This window comes from Undibacterium sp. Ji49W (assembly GCF_049340205.1).
Lineage (GTDB): Bacteria > Pseudomonadota > Gammaproteobacteria > Burkholderiales > Burkholderiaceae_D > Undibacterium.
The window spans coordinates 1-18,747 of sequence record NZ_JBMPOW010000001.1; the positions used below are offsets into that span (position 1 = coordinate 1).

Genomic DNA, 18,747 nt, shown 5'->3' on the forward strand with positions numbered 1-18,747 from the left:
TGAACACCGATCCACGTTTCAACGTCACCCTGACAACAGGCGCCGCTGAAAACGTCACCATCGTTGACGCTGATTCAGAAAACAACACCGTCGCCCTGGGTAGCGTAGCTGCCCACACAGGCACAGTCACTATCGGTACAGCAGCAGGTGCAGGTAAAGCAGGCGGCTTCATCAACTTTGACACCACAACAGTCGGTGCCAACGGTGGTTTGAACCGTATCGACGTCTCCGGCGCAGCCGCTGACGGCTCCGGCGTACAAGACCTGTCCCTGACAGCTGGTCAAGTCAAACTGGTTGCTGCAACGATTGATGCTTCCGCAGAACTGGCTAACGTCACCATTCGCGTTTCCACTAACGCAGCTGCACTCAATGGCGCACAAAAAATCACCATGGGTGCCGGTAACGACACCGTCATCTTCGATAACCTCCAGGACACACGTGCTGGTCTGAGCATCTCCGACACCGTAGCCGGTGGCGCAGGTACAGGCGACACACTGGTCATCGATGGTGACCTGACAGGTGCCAACCTGGGCGACACCATCGCCCTGGGTGCGTCTGAATGGACTAACGTTTCTGGCTTTGAAACCATCCGTCTGGTTGGTACCTCCAACAACGCCGGTGTTGCCGGTGCTGGTAACTACCGTCTGACCTTGACCGATGCCCTGATCGCTGCCAACAACAACGCCGGTGTACTGGCCATTGTGAATGACAACGACACAGCCAACGATGCCAACAATGCTGCTGATACCGCTGGTACAGCCATTGAAAGCGCAGTGGTGATCGACGCCCGTAGCCTGAGCGCCACAAGCCGCTTCAGCTACAACGGCGAAGAAGGTGCCTCCCGCACAGCCGACCGCATCATCTTCACTGATGCCAACTTCAATGGTACCCATACCATTGACGGCGGTGCTGTTGACAACAACACCACCAACAACAGCCAAAAGAACGACGACGTCATCGAACTGCGCAATGCAACGAACGCAGCCATCGGCGACTTCAACGGCATCAAAAACATCGGTAACATCGAACTGACCAACGACACAGCAGTCACCCAAGTGTCCCAAATCCAGTTGAATGACACCATCGTTGATGCCCTGGTTGACAGCTATCAAGCTGCTAACACCACCACCCACATCGAACGTCTGACCATCCGTGCGATCGACAACGTCAACGTTGCTAACGCAACAGTTGGTGTGTCCATCGATGCTGGTGCACTGACAGCGCAATCTGCACTGGACGTGACACTGGGCCGTGGCGCCAACTTCCTGAGCCTGGGTGCAGGTGCTGACCGCGTCGTATTGCTGGGTAACTATGTTGCCGGTACCTACAACGTGACAGAAAACGGTGTGAACCTCAATACACAATCCACAGCAACAGCAGTGGCCCGTGTCGTGACAGACACCATCAACCTGGGTAATGGTAACGATACACTGGTTACTTACGGTGCGATCAACCTGGCTGGTGCACAACTGTCCGGTATTGAAAACATCACAGCAAACTCTGCTGTTGTTATCACTGCCAGCCAATATGCTGCTCTGGTAGCTGCCCGTGCTGCATTGAACCTGACAGGTCCGGTATTGACCTTCAGCGGTGCAGGCCCGCATCAACTGACGATCGTGGATGATATCGCCGGTGCGAATAATATTGATCTGTCGTTTATCTCCATCACTGGCGGTACGCTGGTGTATGACGTGACGTCGGCTTCGAATGCAACGGGTGGTGGTGTTAATAATAGTACGACTTCCAATGCGATTGTCGTATCTGGTGGTGCAGTGGTAACAACAGGTGTTGTTGGTACATCCCCAGTCAACGGTGGCGGTACAGCATTGACGCCTATCGCATTGACAGCCGGTGGCGTATTCAACAGCGTTGCCAATGTGAATGACAACTTCACAGGCGCAGCAGCGGCTTTCGTTGGCACTACCATCAACGGTAATAGCAGTGATACTGACATCATTACCTTTACCGGCGGCGGCAGTATCGTGATTGGTGGCGGTAATACCATCACTAACATCAAGACACTGGCAACAGATAATACATCGACAGACGTGTACTTCAACGTTGCTACTTCGGGTATTACTACCGTCAATGGTGGTACAGGCAATGACCGCGTTTTCCTGGCCAACTCTGGCAGCTCCATGCTGGCTGGTAATATCAACCTCGGCAACGGTAATAACCAGTTGACCCTGGAAGGGAAGACTTATAGCGGCACTTTTACTGCTGGTTCCGGTACCACTGATTTGCTGATATTTGCGAATGGCAGCAATATTTCTGCAGCCAATATTACTGGTTTTGAGCAGGCATTGTTCACATCAAATGGCTCATTCACGATGACAGCAGCGCAATGGGCTGGCTTCGCCACGGTGACTGCAGCCGGTACAGAAACCCTCACACTGACAACAGCGGGTACGGTTACAGCTCTGCCCAACACTGAAAACTACAACTTGGCTAACGGTACCAATACATTCACCGCTGCTATTAATACAGCGAGCGTTGTTGGTGGCACAGGCAACGATACACTGAACATCAGCGAAGCAATCTACAATGCTACCATCGCTACTATCAACGGTGGCCTGGGTATTGATGTGCTGAATGTTGGTGCAGTAACCGCATCAATCAACTTGAGTACAAAAACAACTGGCATTGAAACTGTCAATGTAACTGGCGGTACCAATGCTGCATGGACAGTGACAAATGAAAACGGTGCTGGCGTGACTTTGAACTTCACTAAGTCTGCTGCTACTAACATCAGCAATGTTGTTTTGGGCACAGGTGGTCAGACTTTGAATATTCTGGGGACTGGTACCGGTTCTACTACCATCACAGGTGGTTCTGGTGTTGACACTATCAATCTGTCGACTACTGCAACTGGCGCTGATGTGATTGCTTCCGGTTCGGTTATCTCTGCCATTGATACAGTAGCAAACTTTAAAGTGGTTGGCGCTGACGTGTTCAAGACAGGCACAGCAGCAACAACATTGAACTTGTTGTCTATCGCTAGTGCTGACGTGTCCACGCTGGCAGCCGCCATCGCTACAGCAGCAACAGCAGCTGGTGCATCCTTGGCAGCAAATACCCAGGCTTACGTCATCACTGTAGCCGCAGGTACAGCAGCTGGTACATACGCCTTCCAAAACATCGGTGGCACAACTGGTACAGTTGATGCAACTGACTTTATCGTTAAATTGGTTGGCGCAGGTTCTATCGTTGCCGGCGACTTCATCGCTTAATTCAGTAGCAAGCAATGCAATAAGGGGTACTTTGCTACCCCTGAAAAATAAAGCAGGACAACAAAAAACCACCGTCACGGTGGTTTTTTGTTTTCTTGGTGACATGGTAATTAGCCAATGTTCGAGAAAACGCAAGGGAAAAGGTAAAATGCCGGTATTCCGTCACCGCGAGCTATCATGACAACCACGACCTTTGGTAACACCCCGCAACAAATTACGATTACCCGTCCCGATGACTGGCATCTGCATGTGCGCGATGGCGCGGCCCTGGCTAGCGTGCTGCCGCATACGGCAGCGCAGTTTGCCCGTGCCATCATCATGCCTAATCTCAAACCGCCAGTCACGACGACTGAACAGGCTGCCGCTTATCGTGAACGCATACTTGCTGCTTTGCCAGCAGGCATGCGCTTCGAGCCGCTGATGACGCTGTATCTGACAAATAACACCCCCCCGGATGAAATTCGCCGTGCCAAAGACAGTGGTTTCGTGCATGCCGTGAAACTGTATCCGGCTGGTGCCACGACCAATTCTGATGCCGGCGTGACTGACCTGAAAAATTGCTACAAGACCCTGGAAACCATGCAGGAAGTGGGTATGCCTTTTTTGGTACATGGCGAAGTGACCGATGCCGAGATTGATTTGTTTGACCGCGAAGCAGTATTCATTGACCGCGTCATGCAGCCGTTGCGCAAAGACATGCCAGAACTGAAAGTCGTATTTGAACATATCACTACCAGCGATGCCGCGGCCTATGTGGCAGAAGCCAGTGGCCCGATTGCGGCGACGATTACTGCGCATCATCTGCTGTATAACCGCAATGAAATTTTCAAAGGTGGTATACGTCCGCATTATTACTGTTTGCCTGTACTCAAACGCGAAACCCACAGGCAGGCTTTGGTCAAGGCAGCCATCTCGGGCAGCAATCGCTTCTTCCTGGGGACGGATTCTGCACCGCATGCCAAGGGTTTGAAAGAGCACGCCTGTGGTTGTGCCGGTTGTTATACCGCTTTGCATGCAATGGAATTGTATGCCCAGGCTTTTGAGCAGGCTGGTGCACTCGATCAGTTGGAAGCCTTCGCCAGCTTTAATGGTCCGGATTTTTATCAGTTGCCGCGCAACAAATGCACCATCACTCTGGTGCGTGAAGAATGGCAAATGCCCGCCGAGCTGCCATTTGCCGACAGCAGTATCGTGCCTCTTAACAGTGGTGAAACCCTGCACTGGAAAATGCGTGCAGCCTGAGTATTGAAGCGCATGAACGCACGCTTTTTTGATGGCATAGACTGGTCACGGCCATGGTATGCCGCCGTACTGCCGGTGGCGCAAGATGTATTGACCTGCGTTGACTGGCGCGCACGGATCAATCAGTTGAGTGCCCAGTCCGGTTTGCAGAATCACCGCAATCTTCCTTTGCAATTTATTGCACAGGAAGAGTTGCCTGATGGTGTTGCCTATGAAGCCCATATCAGCGCCAGTGGACAAGTCCCGACCAGGGAAAATCTGCATGATTTTTTTAATGCATTGGTCTGGCTGAGTTTTCCTTGTGTGAAGCGGCAACTGAACGCCTTGCAGGCAGCCCAGATAGCCGCCATGGGCATAGGCAAGTCACGTGGTCCCGCCCGCGATGCAGCCACCATTTTTGATGAAAATGCGGCATTGCTGGTAGTGGAGGACAGTGAACAGGGGCAAGCGCTGATTGCATCACTGCGTGCGCATGCATGGCAGGATGCCTTCGTCACCCAGGCAAACAAGTTTGGACAGATTGCCGAAGTCTGGTGTTTTGGGCATGCCCTGATGGAAAAACTGGTCAATCCCTATAAAGCCATTACTGCCCATACCTGGGTGCTCATGGTGGATAAGGCTTACTTTGGATTGGATGCGGTAACCAGGCGCATGCATATAGATCAACTGGTGGCAGCGCAACTGGCCAGCCAAGCGCTAAGTACCGCAGATTACACGCCCTTGCCGGTACTGGGCTTGCCTGGCTGGTGGCCGCAGCAAGACCAGGCTTTTTATGCCGACCAGCAAGTGTTCAGGGCCAGGCGCAATTGAGCATCAGCGCAAAGTTGCGTGTTCTGGCTACGGGATTACATCATACTTAAGCGGCGGGCTTGCTCTGCAACATATGGAATAGCTGGTCTTTCAAGCTGATACGCAGTTTTTTCAGGTCTTCCAATGCGGCGTCACCCAGATGTTCTTTCCCATTTTCTGCACGATTGACGGCTTTGTCAGTCTCATCATATTCGTCAAACAGTTTTGCGAAATGGGCGTTACCAAGCTTTAACTCATGAATGGCTTCCTTGAATTGAGGAAATTCGCTAGACAGCGGGTGATGATCAACTTGCATTAGAGGACTCCTTTTAGGTCGGGGAAACATTTCCTTGTCTCCATACTAAGCAAATCGTGGCAGTTGTGCATGATCTGTATCAAGTTCGCGGTAAATGAATCGAGATCGGCACTACTCCAGAGATGAGGATTTTGATTTCATGTAGAATATTTGTGCAATGCAGTGTGTTATTGGCTTGCCATTGGTGCGTATTGATGAGGAGTTAGGGCTTTGATTCGTGTGTTAACTGAAAGGTCTGAATCCCAGTATGCTGGTGGCAGAATGCTTATTTATCAGAACAGACTGTAGCAATGCGCGACAAACCAGCGAATAAGCCAGCCGAGCCAGGCAAGCGATTCTCTTCCCTGTCACTCAGGAATGCGATTGTACTGGGTATTGCCTTGGGCATTGTCATACCGGCGATGCTACTGGGATCCGTGTTGGCCAGGGATAGTTATGAGCGGGAATATGAAGTGCGTGTGCGCGGCCCTTTGCGTCAGTATGCCAGCATGCTGGAGCAAACCATGCCTATCCCCTTGTGGCAGGTGGATGCCGAAGCGGCACAGAGTTTTGTCAATTCCGTCATGCTTAATCCGGATGTGGTGCGTATCTCGGTAGAAGATGCTGCACTGGGGCGCTTTGTTCATGCCGAACAAGCCAATGCGCAACAACAGGACCTGATTTCGGAAACCCGGGATGTCCGCAAGGATGGTGCCATCATAGGACGGGTCACAATAGAGATGAGCAGCCACCTGATGGAGCAGGAATTTTTGAAGAAATTCCTGAAAGGTGGTGCGGCCATTCTTGTGCAGTTGCTCATCTCTTTTTTTCTTCTGTGGCTATTGTTCCAAAGGCGCATGATGCGCCCTTTACAACAGTTGCAACTGGATGTGGATCGCTTGGGTGAGGGACAGTTTGCAGAGCCTGTACATGTCGCCAGGTCAGATGAACTGGGTAGTCTTGCACTTGGTGTTGATACCATGCGAGTACGACTGGGTGAGCTGATGCAGATACAGGCCGATCAGAACCTGACGCTGGAACAGCGGGTTGCAGATCGCACGCAAGAACTGCATGGCTCCAACCAGGAATTGCGTATGGCACTGGAAAACCTCAACAATGCACAACTTGAAATTCAACGTACTGACCGGCTCGCCGCACTCGGTTCACTGGTCGCCGGTGTAGCGCATGAACTGAATACACCGATAGGTAATTCTGTTACGGTCGCCAGCACCATCCATGACCTGAGCAATGAGTTCCGCAAGCGCATGGCGCTGGGCATGACGCGCGCGCAACTACAAACATATGTAGAGAAAAATTTGCAGGCCAGCGATATTTTATTGCGCAATCTGCATAGCGCGGCGGAGTTGATAGGCAGTTTCAAACGGGTTGCCGTAGACAGAACCAGCGCTCAAAGAAGGGCATTTTTGCTGGATGAAGTGATACGCGAAACCGTACTGACCATGGGCACCAGCATCAAGCGCAGTATCCATGAGGTGCGCATGGATGTGCCTGCGGATATCTGGATGGATTCTTACCCCGGCCTGCTCGGTCAGATCATCAGCAACCTGATCAATAACGCCATACTGCACGGCTTTGATGGACGAGAGAACGGCGTGATCAGTATTCATGCACATCGCGTGGATGTGGAACCGGCCGCAGTCCAGTTAAGCGTCAGTGACAATGGCGTCGGTATCTCGGAAGCCAATATGACGAGAATATTTGATCCATTCTTCACCACCAAACTGGGGCAGGGTGGCAGTGGCCTGGGCTTGAATATTGTGTACAACCTGATATGCGATGTACTGGGCGGCAGCATTCGCGTAGAAAGCAAGCTGGGTACCGGTGCCAGCTTTATCATGCATCTGCCTTTGCATGCTCCCGGGGCTGACGCTGGTGAATAGACTGCGCATGCGCCAAAGTTTTGCGCACATTCACTTTAAAATCAGTGCGTAGCCGTAGATAAAGCACGACTAAAAACTATCATCTTGCTTGTTGTTGCTGGATGACAAACCTGATGGGGATTCAGTGTCGACGTTTTAAGGTCATGTGCGATGCCGTGCTGGTGATCTGAGTAAATGCCATTACTGAAATGAAAACGGGAACCAGAGGTTCCCGTTGCGGTTTCTTCTGCAACTACAGTGTGAACTTATTGCTCGCGCAACCAGGTCTGGGTGCGACCAAACATCGGTGCACCAATATAACCGCGCACATTCAGTTTCTTGTTGTTTTCAATGACACTGAGTTTGCTGCTGTATAGCTTGCCGTTGCCCGGGTCAAGTATCTTGCCGCCGCTATATTCGTCACCATCTTTTTTCAGACCGGACAGGATGGTCATGCCGACGATGGGCTGGTCCTTGTTGGCACCTTCGCATTTGTCGCATTTCGGATTCTTTTCAGGCGCATCTGCTTCCAGAAACAACTTTTCTATCTTGCCCTGCAATTCGCCCCCGGTTTCAGTAATGCGTATCAACGCCTTGGGCTTACCTGATTTGTCGTCTATGCTCTTCCACAGACCAACCGGGCTTTCTTCTGCCTGTGCCAGCAGGGGCATGCCTGCGAAAGCAATGACTGCGGATAATACTGATATTGCGAATGGAACTGTTTTTTTCATGCTGTCTCCAAAAGAAAAACTGAGGTCTCTGATTTATGTGATTTGATTGTACGTGGCAAAATTTTCACCACGTACAATATTTTTAGAGTACCTACTTTAACCCACGGTATTGCAACATCTTACGCTGGTGGCAGCTTACCCAGCTGTTCCAGCAGTTTTTGCAGGGTTGCTTTGAAATTCGCCAGACGCTCTCTTTCAACCGCGATAACCTGCGCAGGTGCCTTGGCGACAAAGCCTTCGTTACCCAGTTTGGTCTCCAGCTTGGCAATTTCGCCTTCCAGGCGGGCGACTTCCTTGCTGATACGTGCACGTTCTGCTGCTACGTCGATTTCCACCTTCAGCATCAGTTTCGATTCGCCAACGACGGATACCGGTGCCGGTGATTCAGGTAAGGCATCCACCACACTGACCTCAGACAGTTTCGCCAGTGCTTCCAGGTACGGTGCAAAAGATTGCAGGCGGGCCTTGTCTTCTGCGTTCGCGGCCTGCAACAACAGTGGCACGCGCTTGGCAGGGGACAATTGCATTTCACCGCGCAGGTTACGGCAGGCGTCGGTCATGGCTTTCAGTGCCTGCATCCAGGCCTCTGCTGCAGTATCGACGTTTTCTGCCACGAACAGCGGGTAAGGCTGGATCATGATGCTGTCGCCAGCCGGGTTCAAGGTCTTGCCTGCCAGTGGTGCCACTGTTTGCCACAGAGCTTCGGTGACAAAAGGAATCACAGGGTGAGCCAGACGCAAGATCACTTCCAGCACGCGCAATAAAGTGCGGCGTGTGGCGCGTTGCTGCGCTTCATTACCTTGCTGTACCTGAACCTTGGCAACTTCCAGATACCAGTCGCAATATTCATCCCAGACAAACTTGTAGATGGCTGATGCGATATTGTCGAAACGGTAGTCAGCAAAACCTTTTTCTATCTCTGCCTCTGCACGTTGCAGGGTAGAGATGATCCATTTGTCAGCTTGCGAATATTCCAGATCCGCTGCGGTGACATCTGCACCAAAACCGCAATCCTTGTCTTCGGTATTCATCAGGACAAAGCGGGTCGCGTTCCACAATTTATTGCAGAAGTTGCGATAGCCTTCACAGCGACCAAGATCGAAATTGATATTGCGGCCCAGCGATGCATAGCTGGCCATGGTGAAGCGCAAAGCGTCGGTACCATAGGCCGGGATGCCATCGGCAAATTCCTTGCGTGTGGCTTTTTCTATGCTGGCTGCCTGTTTGGGGTTCATCAAACCGGCAGTACGCTTGGCGACCAGTTCATCAACGCTGATACCATCAATGAGGTCGATAGGGTCGAGGGTATTGCCCTTGGACTTGGACATTTTCTGGCCGCTGGAATCGCGTACCAGACCATGTACATAGACGGTATTGAACGGTACCTTGCCAGTGAAGTGTGTGGTCATCATGACCATGCGCGCTACCCAGAAGAAAATAATGTCAAAGCCTGTCACCAGTACCGAGGATGGCAGGAACTGTTTGATGTCCGGTGTTTCTTCCGGCCAGCCCATGGTCGAAAAAGGCACCAGCGCAGACGAGAACCAGGTATCCAGCACATCATCATCACGCTTCAATGCGCCAGTGTAGCCAGCGGCAGCCGCCTTGGCTTGTGCACCGGCTTCATCATGCGCAACAAAGATTTCGCCATTGTCGCCATACCAGGCCGGGATTTGATGGCCCCACCACAACTGGCGAGAAATACACCAGTCCTGGATGTTGTTCAGCCACTGGTTGTAAGTCGTCGTCCAGTTTTCCGGGATGAATTTGATTTCACCATCAGCGACTTTTTCCAGCGCCACTTCAGCGATGGATTTGCCAGGGAAGTGTGTACCTTCCGGTGCCGGCTTGCTCATGGCCATGAACCACTGGTCAGTCAGCATGGGTTCGATGACCACATTGGTACGGTCACCACGTGGCACCATCAGCTTGTGCGGTTTGACTGATTCCAGCAAGCCTTGTGTATCGAGGTCAGCAACGATTTGCTTGCGGGCGACGAAACGGTCCATGCCTTGATATTGGGCCGGGCCGTTTTCATTGATCTTGGCATCCAGAGTCAGGATGCTGATTTTTTCAAGGTTGTGACGCTGACCAACGGCGTAATCGTTAAAGTCGTGCGCAGGTGTGATCTTTACGCAGCCAGTGCCAAATTCCTTATCGACATAGCTGTCGGCTATTACCGGGATTTCACGGTCCGTCAGTGGCAGTTTGAGCATCTTGCCAACCAGGTGGATGTAACGTTCATCCGTAGGGTCAACCGCCACGGCCACGTCACCCAGTAGGGTTTCAGGGCGGGTTGTCGCTACCGTCAGGTGGCCGGAACCATCAACAAACGGATAACGGATGTGCCACATTGAGCCATCTTCTTCTTCCGACACCACTTCCAGATCAGACACAGCAGTGCCCAATACCGGATCCCAGTTGACCAGGCGTTTGCCGCGATAGATCAGGCCTTGTTCTACCAGTTTGACGAAGACATCAGTCACGATTTTGGAGCGTTCGGCATCCATCGTGAAGTATTCGCGATCCCAGTCGGCTGACGCACCCATGCGGCGCATCTGGCCAGTAATGGTGGAACCAGACTTTTCTTTCCATTCCCAGACTTTTTCCAGGAATTTTTCACGACCCAGATCATGGCGCGAAATCTTTTGTGCATCCAACTGGCGTTCCACCACGATTTGCGTAGCGATGCCAGCATGGTCAGTACCTGGCACCCAGGCTGTATTGTGGCCACGCATGCGGTAGTAGCGGGTCAGCCCATCCATGATGGTCTGGTTGAAGGCATGGCCCATGTGCAGGGTACCTGTCACATTCGGCGGTGGCAGTTGTATGGAGAATGAGGGTTTGCCTTCATCCAGGGTGGCGGCAAAATATCCACGTTTTTCCCACTCACCACGCCAGGATTGTTCGATTTCTGCGGGCTCAAAAGACTTGGCTAATTCCATAATATGATCTGCGGTGATTGCTAAACCTTTGATTATAAATGAGGCGGCTGCAGAAGTTTGGGTTTTACTGCAAGTAAAATTATTTAAAAGATAAGTATTTTGATATTTTGCTATACAAGGGTAATACTTCAGTTTCATGCAGCGTGGCAATGCCTCTTGTTATTCGATTTGCTATGACGCAACAGATTGCAATGAATCCTTCATTGTCTCCTCCATTGTCTATCTTGGTAGCCCCGCTTTCAGGCGTACATGGTGGCAAGTCTGGCTTTTCCCTGAATTTGTCACGCTTCCTCACGCTTCCTCACACGAGCGGAAAGCAGCTTTAGGGCGAAGTTCCTATGGGAAAGACCAAAAACCATCGCTGAGATTTTTGTACTGTCCAGTTCAGTAAATCATTTGAATGAGTGAGAGCCAGGCTGCGGTTTTGCGCATGAATAAAAATAAGCAGCACACGAAAAAACAAAAGTCGTATAATCCGGCTTCGTCGTCGCCTTGAATGTAAAGCGCGAAGAAAAAATGCTAGGGGTCCTGTCATCACACTATGAATTGTGATGTCGGGTGAGAAATACCCTCGAACCTGATCTGGATAATGCCAGCGAAGGGAAGCTGCCGAAGACTTTTTGCCACCTGCCATCAGCGTGCGCATCCTGACTTTGGAAACTCCTTTGCTGGCTCCATGCCAACAAAGCAAAGGAGCCAAAATGAACGCCAACCCGCAATTCTTGTCCGCTACCGCCACTGTGGACGAGGCAGCCATTCAGCCACTGCCGAATTCCCGCAAGACCTATGTTCAGGGCAGCCGCCCGGATATCCGCGTACCCATGCGCGAGATCAGCCAGTCGGATACGCCTGCCATGTTTGGCTCGGAAAAAAATCCGCCTATCTATGTGTACGACACGTCCGGCCCTTATACCGACCCCGCAGTTAAAATCGATATCCGTTCTGGCCTGGCATCCGTACGCGGTGCATGGATAGCCGAGCGCAATGACACAGAGGAACTTGCAGGCCCCACGTCCGAATACGGCATCGCCCGCCTGAATGATCCAAAGTTGGCCGAACTGCGCTTCAACCTGAAACGCTTACCACGTCGTGCGCTCGCAGGCAAAAATGTCTCCCAAATGCATTATGCACGCCAGGGCATCATCACGCCGGAAATGGAATTTGTCGCTATCCGCGAAAACCTGCGCAGAAAAGAATATCTGGAAAACCTGAAAGCCTCTGGCCCCATGGGTAACAAACTGGCAGAAGTGATGGGACGCCAGCATCCAGGCCAGTCTTTTGGTGCTGCTATACCAGAAGAAATCACGCCAGAATTTGTGCGTTCAGAAATAGCCCGTGGCCGTGCCATTATTCCTGCCAATATCAATCATCCAGAAATTGAGCCGATGATCATAGGCCGTAATTTTTTGGTCAAAATCAATGCCAATATCGGCAATTCCGCAGTGACATCTTCCATCGGTGAAGAAGTCGAAAAAATGACCTGGGCGATACGCTGGGGCGGTGACAATGTCATGGATTTGTCGACTGGCAAACACATACACGAAACCCGTGAATGGATCATCCGCAATTCACCTGTGCCTATCGGTACCGTGCCCATCTATCAGGCACTTGAAAAAGTGAATGGCAAGGCAGAAGACCTGACGTGGGAAATTTTCCGCGACACGCTTATCGAACAAGCCGAGCAGGGCGTCGACTATTTCACCATCCATGCTGGCGTGCGCCTGCAATATGTACCGATGACGGCCAAGCGCCTGACCGGTATCGTGTCACGTGGTGGTTCCATCATGGCGAAATGGTGTCTGGCCCACCATAAGGAAAGCTTTCTGTATGAGCATTTCGAAGACATCTGCGACATCATGAAAGCCTACGATGTGTCCTTCAGCCTCGGTGATGGCCTGCGTCCTGGTTCCATCTACGATGCCAATGATGAAGCGCAGTTGGGTGAACTGAAAACCCTGGGCGAGCTGACACAGATCGCCTGGAAGCATGATGTGCAAGTCATGATAGAAGGCCCTGGCCATGTGCCCATGCACCTCATCAAAGAAAACATGGACCTGCAACTTGAGCAATGCCATGAAGCGCCTTTTTATACGTTAGGCCCATTGACGACGGACATCGCACCAGGTTACGACCACATCACCTCCGGCATCGGTGCCGCACAAATCGGCTGGTATGGCACGGCCATGCTGTGCTATGTGACACCGAAAGAACATCTGGGTTTACCCAACAAGGTCGATGTCAAGGATGGCATCATCACTTACAAGATTGCTGCCCATGCAGCCGACCTGGCAAAAGGCCATCCAGGCGCACAGATACGCGACAATGCCTTATCCAAAGCACGCTTTGAATTCCGCTGGGAAGACCAGTTCAACATCGGCCTTGACCCTGACAAGGCGCGGGAATTCCATGATGAAACCCTGCCCAAGGATTCTGCCAAGGTCGCCCATTTCTGCTCCATGTGCGGCCCGCATTTCTGTTCCATGAAGATCACGCAGGAAGTACGCGACTACGCCAATGCGCAGGGCATCAGTGAGATACAGGCGCTGAAGCAGGGTATGGAAGTCAAAGCTGTCGAATTCATCAAATCCGGTGCGGAAATCTACAAGAAGCAATAGTCATGGTGGACATACAACTCAACGGAGAAAAGCGGCAACTGGCGAGCGCACTGCTGGCGGATTTGATTGCCGAACTGAATCTGTCGCAACAGACGATTGCGGTGGCGGTGAATCGGCAGATTATTCCGCGGTCGCAGTGGGCGGAGTATCAGTTGCGAGTCGATGACAAGGTTGATGTGGTGAGGGCGATTGGTGGAGGTTGAGGTTAAGCTCCCTCCCCTTGAAGGAGATATTTGTGGAAATTCGCAAAGCATGCTTTGCGTCACAAATTTCTAAGCCGCTTGCAAGCGGCGCGGTGGATGGTTGGGATGGGGATGGGTTTCGGTCGTAAAATCCTTGCATTATTTGTGATGGAACCCCATCCCCACCCTAACCCTCCCCTTGAAGGGGAGGGGATATAGTTGATCTTAGTCAATCTTGAATATGAAAAACGCACCCAGCGAAACCTTGATCAAAACAGCAAAAGTCTTGCGTAAAAACATGACCGATGCCGAGAAGAAATTGTGGCAAGGTTTACGTGGCGAACAACTTGGTGTCAAGTTCAGACGGCAATATCCATTTCAGCATTTCGTACTGGATTTTGTATGTCTGGAAAAGCTTCTGGTAATTGAAGTCGATGGCGGACAGCATGCTGAGGCGCAGGCGTATGACATGCACAGGACTGAAGTGCTGAAGAAGGCAGTTTTAATGTCTTACGCTTTTGGAATAATCAGGTATTGAGTGAGACTAATGCTGTGATGGAAGAAATTTGGCGACATGTGAACAAAGCGTAGCCTTAAAAAACTGAGGATATTCCCTCCCCTTCAAGGGGAGGGCTAGGGTGGGGATGGGGTTCGGTTGATCAGGCGATACTTAAGTTTGCTTAAGAAACCCATCCCCATCCCAACCTTCCCCTTGAAGGGGAAGGAGTCAAACAGCCAAACAGGATCAAAATTTTTTTGGAAACAACAATGCAAACAGAAAACAATCAAGGCTTGACCATAGCTGGCAAAACCTACCGCTCGCGCCTGCTGGTTGGCAGTGGTAAATACAAAGACCTTGAACAAACCCGGCTGGCGACAGAAGCCAGCGGTGCCGAGATCATCACGGTAGCGATACGCCGCGTCAATATAGGGCAAGACCCGAATGCTCCCAGCTTGCTGGATGTCGTGCCACCCAGCAAATACACCATACTGCCCAACTCTGCCGGTTGTTATAACGCAGAAGATGCTGTCTATACCCTGCAGTTGGGGCGTGAGTTATTGGGTGGACACAAGCTGTGCAAGTTGGAAGTATTGGGTGATGAGAAAACTCTTTTTCCGAATATGCCGGAGACTCTGAAGGCCGCCAGGACACTTGTCCAGGATGGTTTCGATGTCATGGTGTATTGCAGCGATGACCCAATACAGGCGCGCATGCTGGAAGACATAGGTTGCGTCGCCGTCATGCCGCTGGCCTCATTGATAGGTTCAGGCATGGGTATTTTGAATCCCTGGAATCTGTCACTGATTATCGAACAGTCCAAAGTGCCTGTACTTGTGGATGCCGGTGTTGGCACGGCATCTGATGCTGCGATAGCGATGGAACTGGGTTGCGATGGCGTATTGATGAATACCGCGATTGCTGGTGCCAAAGACCCGGTCCGCATGGCGCGTGCCATGGGGCTGGCGGTGGAAGCTGGGCATGAGGCATTTCTGGCAGGACGTATGCCACGCAAGTTTGCAGCTTCACCGTCTTCCCCCATGGCTGGCCGCATTGTCTGATATCCGTTTGATGATCGTTTGATGAAAACAACTACACGTCCCTGTGTGCTGGTGTTTGCCGGGCATGACCCTAGTGGTGGTGCCGGCATACAGGCAGATATCGAAGCGATCGCAGCACAGGGTGCGCATGCCTTGCCGGTGATTACCGCACTGACGGTGCAGGACAATGACCATGCCTATGCGGTGCATGCTGTCGATGTGCAAATTATCTTGCAGCAGGCGATGACTCTGATAGCCAAGATACCGGTCAAGGTCGTCAAGCTGGGCATCGTCGCGCATAAAAAGAATGCAACGGCGATTGCCAGTTTTATCCAGAAGATGAAACTGCAACAGCCTGATTTGCAAATCATCGTTGACCCTGTGTTGGGTAGTGGTCATGGCGACAGTCTGTCGCTGGATGATGCGCTAGAGGCTATACAGCCTTTACTAAAGGTAGCGACGCTGATCACACCGAATTTACCTGAACTGAAACGTTTGTCACCACAGCCTATAGATATACAGGCGCAGGTAGAAACCCTGATGCAAACCTGTGAGGCGGATGTCTTGTTGAAAGGTGGACATGCAACAGAAGCCCAGGTAAAAAATATCTGGTTCCAGCATGGACAATGGCAGACCGCGCAGGAATGGCTGTGGCCGCGTTTGCCGGGTGAATTTCACGGTAGTGGCTGTACGCTGGCATCAGCAATTGCCGGGCAACTGGCAACTGGTGCAGGCTTGCCTGAAGCACTGCAAAAGGCGCAAAGCTATACGCAACAAAGCTTGCAACATGCATACGCGATTGCCGCCGGGCAGCTCATTCCTGCGCGTCAGTCAGTGTCGAATACAAGGAAGAAGTCATGACTAAATTCAGTAAGAATCAACTCAGTGGTTTATATATCGTTACCCCTGACTGGGATGATACAGCCCGGCTCGTGGCTGTCACCGAACAGGCATTGCAGGGCGGCGTGAATATCGTGCAATACCGTCACAAGACTGCCAGTCCTGAATTACGCAAGACCCAGGCCCTGGCATTGCAGGAACTCTGTCGTCGTTTCAATAAACCCTTTATCGTCAATGATCATCTGCAACTCTGTCTTGATATTGATGCGGATGGATTGCATGTAGGCGGTACCGATATGTCGGTCGCTGATGCAAGAATAAAGCTGGGAGCAGATAAAATTCTGGGCGCATCCTGTTATGGTGATCTGGAACTGGCACGCACTGCGACCAAAGGTGGCGCCAGCTATATTGCCTTCGGAGGCTTCTATCCTTCACGCATCAAGAAATATGCCGTGACGACACCAGCCAGCATAGTGGCCGAGGCGGTCAGGGAATTTGATGTGCCGAATGTCGTCATCGGCGGCATGACACTGGAAAACTGCCAGCCACTGCTTGCGCAGGGAGCTGACATGGTGGCGGTGATCAGCAGTGTGTATATGGCAGAACAGCCACAACAGGCTGCGCGTGCATTGACAGAGTTGTTTGCCGCAAGTAAGCCCTGAAAGGTGGGGTTTATTTGGTTTCGCCCCCGGTTTCTTTGCTGACGGGCACTGCCGCTTGCGGCTCCAGGTCTTCGACCTTTAATAACTCTGCGGTGGTCAGTATGCCTACGCTGACGATGTCGTGGCCTTCTATGGTCTCACATTTGCGCGGGTTGGCTAGCGTACCTTCCGTGCAAAAGCGGATATTGCCTTTCTTTTTGTTGGTGCCCGGGTAGTAGAAGAACATCATGTCGCTGGCACTTTTGATATACATGGCCTGATCCAGCAATGTTTCAGGGAACTTGCCATCTGTGGCTTTCAATAACCATTCACGCAATTTGGGGATGGCTTCAGTACTGACTTCACGGGTTTCCTTGTTGTGAGGGCCGTGAAAGCCAAGATTGGTACGTGCCAGGTCCTTGCTGGCGAGCATGCGTCGCTCTTTGCCTGCCATGAACATGACTGCGCAGGAAGAAAAGCAATTACCCTGCACTGCGGTATTGATTTTTCTGCCGCTGATTAACTGGGCGATGCCATAGGCTGCATTCAGGTCACCGCCCTGGCTTTCGGTCAGCACGACATTGTGCACCTCACCGCCAGACAGATTGCGACGGAAGCGTTGCGCATCATCCGCTTCCACCTTGCCATATAAAACCAAGGTGTCGTTTGACCTTAGCATGGTCATCGCAGCCACGGGCGCACTATGAAAAATCATGGCCGCAGCCAACAAAGGAAACAGAGGAAGCACAGGATTCAGACGTAGCATCATTATTCAGAGACAGATAATTGAAGCCGCATTATCCCGTGCTTCGTCGGGCTGGGCAATGGTCTATTCAATGATGTCGAGTTGTGCCATCGCATGCAATAGCTTGCCCGCAGTATCTGCACTTGCTGCCTGCATGGGCGCACGCAGGCAGGCTTGCATGATGCCTGATGCCGCCAGTGCTGCTTTCAGAGGTGCAGGGTTGGGCTCTTCAAACAGCGCCTGCATGACTGGTAGCAAACGGTAGAAAATTGCCCGTGCCTGCTCAAGCTCACCTGCATTGACATGTGCCTGCAAGCGCAGGAACAGATCTGGACGCAAATGTGCCGATGCCAGTATGCCGCCCGCACCTCCCAGGCACAGTGTAGAAAGCAACTGATGATCTTCCCCTGTAAGCACCTGGATATCTCCATCCATAATGAGTTGCATGGTGGCTTGAAGATTGCCACCACAATCCTTGATGCCGACGATGTTAGGATGCCGGGCCAGTTGTTGCAAGGTAGTCAGTTCCATATTCACACCGGTGCGGTAAGGGATGTTATAAAGCAGCACTGGCACGGTCGAAGCATTGGCGATTTCGTTGAAGTACTGCACGATACCAGCCTGCGATGGCCTTATATAGTACGGTGGTGTGACCAGTATGCCAGCAAGCTGTCGTTGTACCACTGATGCCAGTCTGTGCAAGACTTGCTGCATGTGGTTGCCGCTCAAACCCATGATGACCTGATGTGCCGGAACCACCGCCAGCACTGCATCCAGTACCTGCAATTGTTCTTCCGGATTAAGGGCGGCTGCCTCGCCAGTAGAGCCGCAGATCACCAGGCCAGTTACACCCTCAGCGATCAGCTTGCTGGCCAGTGCCTGCAACGCAGGGAAATCCACTTCTGCGTCTGTATCATCGCAAAATGGCGTGACCAGTGCGACCCAGATGCCGGAAAAATCCTTGCGCCTGGCCTGCTGAGTATGCATTGCTTGAATCGGGGTATTGCTAAGGGTACTTATGTTGCTGGACATGCCTGTTCTCCTGTGGACCGGTTAAAGACCCGCAGGGAGTT

14 protein-coding genes, 1 pseudogene and 1 riboswitch are annotated in these 18,747 nt (G+C 51.8%); of the genes and pseudogenes, 10 read left to right on the plus strand and 5 right to left on the minus strand.

Translation table 11 applies throughout. The features are described 5' to 3' along the window. The 3 genes from ACO0LK_RS00005 to ACO0LK_RS00015 all read left to right on the plus strand — a co-directional run. Window positions 1-3,230, plus strand: a 3,230-nt coding sequence (locus ACO0LK_RS00005) for a beta strand repeat-containing protein (protein ID WP_422970962.1), incomplete at its 5' end; no start/stop codon positions are given. A gap of 177 nt (window positions 3,231-3,407) precedes the next feature. Next, entirely contained in the window at window positions 3,408-4,472 is a 1,065-nt protein-coding gene (gene pyrC, locus ACO0LK_RS00010) for a dihydroorotase (RefSeq protein WP_422970964.1), read from the plus strand. Window positions 4,473-4,484: 12 nt separating this feature from the next. Further along, complete coding sequence (locus tag ACO0LK_RS00015; protein ID WP_422970966.1) at window positions 4,485-5,282, plus strand: DUF3025 domain-containing protein; 798 nt, start codon at window positions 4,485-4,487, stop codon at window positions 5,280-5,282. A 46-nt stretch (window positions 5,283-5,328) separates the two neighbouring features. On the opposite strand, the gene ACO0LK_RS00020 is transcribed toward ACO0LK_RS00015, so the two are convergent. Continuing rightward, the gene (locus ACO0LK_RS00020) at window positions 5,329-5,577 is read right to left on the minus strand and encodes a YdcH family protein (protein ID WP_422970968.1); all 249 of its coding nucleotides are present in this window, start codon (window positions 5,575-5,577) and stop codon (window positions 5,329-5,331) included. Window positions 5,578-5,867: 290 nt separating this feature from the next. On the opposite strand from ACO0LK_RS00020, the gene ACO0LK_RS00025 reads away from it, so the two are divergent. Further along, complete coding sequence (locus ACO0LK_RS00025) at window positions 5,868-7,457, plus strand: sensor histidine kinase (RefSeq protein ID WP_422970970.1); 1,590 nt, start codon at window positions 5,868-5,870, stop codon at window positions 7,455-7,457. 245 nt (window positions 7,458-7,702) lie between these two features. On the opposite strand, the gene ACO0LK_RS00030 is transcribed toward ACO0LK_RS00025, so the two are convergent. After that, window positions 7,703-8,107 carry a DUF2147 domain-containing protein gene (locus ACO0LK_RS00030; protein WP_422971812.1) on the minus strand — a complete coding sequence of 135 codons (405 nt, stop codon included), beginning with the start codon at window positions 8,105-8,107 and terminating at the stop codon, window positions 7,703-7,705. A gap of 179 nt (window positions 8,108-8,286) precedes the next feature. Beyond that, a complete protein-coding gene (locus ACO0LK_RS00035) occupies window positions 8,287-11,112 on the minus strand; it encodes a valine--tRNA ligase (protein ID WP_422970972.1) in 2,826 nt (941 codons plus the stop codon). 511 nt (window positions 11,113-11,623) lie between these two features. Continuing rightward, a riboswitch (TPP riboswitch) is annotated at window positions 11,624-11,733 on the plus strand. Window positions 11,734-11,813: 80 nt separating this feature from the next. Between ACO0LK_RS00035 and thiC the strand changes: the two genes are divergently transcribed. The 6 genes and pseudogenes from thiC to thiE all read left to right on the plus strand — a co-directional run bounded on the left by thiC (window position 11,814) and on the right by thiE (window position 16,950). After that, entirely contained in the window at window positions 11,814-13,727 is a 1,914-nt protein-coding gene (thiC, locus tag ACO0LK_RS00040; RefSeq protein WP_422970974.1) for a phosphomethylpyrimidine synthase ThiC, read from the plus strand. A gap of 2 nt (window positions 13,728-13,729) precedes the next feature. Further along, window positions 13,730-13,930 carry a sulfur carrier protein ThiS gene (gene thiS / locus ACO0LK_RS00045; protein ID WP_422970976.1) on the plus strand — a complete coding sequence of 67 codons (201 nt, stop codon included), beginning with the start codon at window positions 13,730-13,732 and terminating at the stop codon, window positions 13,928-13,930. A 277-nt stretch (window positions 13,931-14,207) separates the two neighbouring features. Continuing rightward, window positions 14,208-14,500, plus strand: a pseudogene (locus tag ACO0LK_RS00050) (endonuclease domain-containing protein). Between the two features lie 177 nt (window positions 14,501-14,677). Then, a complete protein-coding gene (locus tag ACO0LK_RS00055) occupies window positions 14,678-15,469 on the plus strand; it encodes a thiazole synthase (protein ID WP_422970978.1) in 792 nt (263 codons plus the stop codon). Between the two features lie 21 nt (window positions 15,470-15,490). Beyond that, window positions 15,491-16,309, plus strand: coding sequence for a bifunctional hydroxymethylpyrimidine kinase/phosphomethylpyrimidine kinase (gene thiD, locus ACO0LK_RS00060; protein WP_422970980.1), 819 nt, complete (start codon window positions 15,491-15,493; stop codon window positions 16,307-16,309). Then, window positions 16,306-16,950 carry a thiamine phosphate synthase gene (gene thiE / locus ACO0LK_RS00065; protein ID WP_422970982.1) on the plus strand — a complete coding sequence of 215 codons (645 nt, stop codon included), beginning with the start codon at window positions 16,306-16,308 and terminating at the stop codon, window positions 16,948-16,950. The genes thiD and thiE overlap by 4 nt, the downstream gene beginning before the upstream one ends. 10 nt (window positions 16,951-16,960) lie before the next feature. On the opposite strand, the gene ACO0LK_RS00070 is transcribed toward thiE, so the two are convergent. Together ACO0LK_RS00070 and dapA are read right to left on the minus strand one after the other, a co-directional pair. Continuing rightward, window positions 16,961-17,695, minus strand: a complete 735-nt coding sequence (locus ACO0LK_RS00070; protein ID WP_422970984.1) for a hypothetical protein — start codon at window positions 17,693-17,695, stop codon at window positions 16,961-16,963. Window positions 17,696-17,758: 63 nt separating this feature from the next. Beyond that, on the minus strand, window positions 17,759-18,706 hold the full coding sequence (gene dapA, locus ACO0LK_RS00075) for a 4-hydroxy-tetrahydrodipicolinate synthase (protein ID WP_422970986.1): 948 nt from the start codon (window positions 18,704-18,706) through the stop codon (window positions 17,759-17,761). Window positions 18,707-18,747 lie beyond the last annotated feature (41 nt).

Bases quoted from the DNA above. Each gene is read 5' to 3' on its own strand.
- thiS (WP_422970976.1), top strand. From the start codon at position 13,730: ATGGTGGACATACAACTCAACGGAGAAAAGCGGCAACTGGCGAGCGCA.
- ACO0LK_RS00020 (WP_422970968.1), bottom strand. From the start codon at position 5,577: ATGCAAGTTGATCATCACCCGCTGTCTAGCGAATTTCCTCAATTCAAG.
- pyrC (WP_422970964.1), top strand. From the start codon at position 3,408: ATGACAACCACGACCTTTGGTAACACCCCGCAACAAATTACGATTACC.
- thiE (WP_422970982.1), top strand. From the start codon at position 16,306: ATGACTAAATTCAGTAAGAATCAACTCAGTGGTTTATATATCGTTACC.
- ACO0LK_RS00070 (WP_422970984.1), bottom strand. From the start codon at position 17,695: ATGCTACGTCTGAATCCTGTGCTTCCTCTGTTTCCTTTGTTGGCTGCG.
- thiC (WP_422970974.1), top strand. From the start codon at position 11,814: ATGAACGCCAACCCGCAATTCTTGTCCGCTACCGCCACTGTGGACGAG.
- ACO0LK_RS00035 (WP_422970972.1), bottom strand. From the start codon at position 11,112: ATGGAATTAGCCAAGTCTTTTGAGCCCGCAGAAATCGAACAATCCTGG.
- ACO0LK_RS00025 (WP_422970970.1), top strand. From the start codon at position 5,868: ATGCGCGACAAACCAGCGAATAAGCCAGCCGAGCCAGGCAAGCGATTC.
- ACO0LK_RS00055 (WP_422970978.1), top strand. From the start codon at position 14,678: ATGCAAACAGAAAACAATCAAGGCTTGACCATAGCTGGCAAAACCTAC.
- dapA (WP_422970986.1), bottom strand. From the start codon at position 18,706: ATGTCCAGCAACATAAGTACCCTTAGCAATACCCCGATTCAAGCAATG.
- ACO0LK_RS00015 (WP_422970966.1), top strand. From the start codon at position 4,485: ATGAACGCACGCTTTTTTGATGGCATAGACTGGTCACGGCCATGGTAT.
- ACO0LK_RS00030 (WP_422971812.1), bottom strand. From the start codon at position 8,107: ATGCCCCTGCTGGCACAGGCAGAAGAAAGCCCGGTTGGTCTGTGGAAG.
- thiD (WP_422970980.1), top strand. From the start codon at position 15,491: ATGAAAACAACTACACGTCCCTGTGTGCTGGTGTTTGCCGGGCATGAC.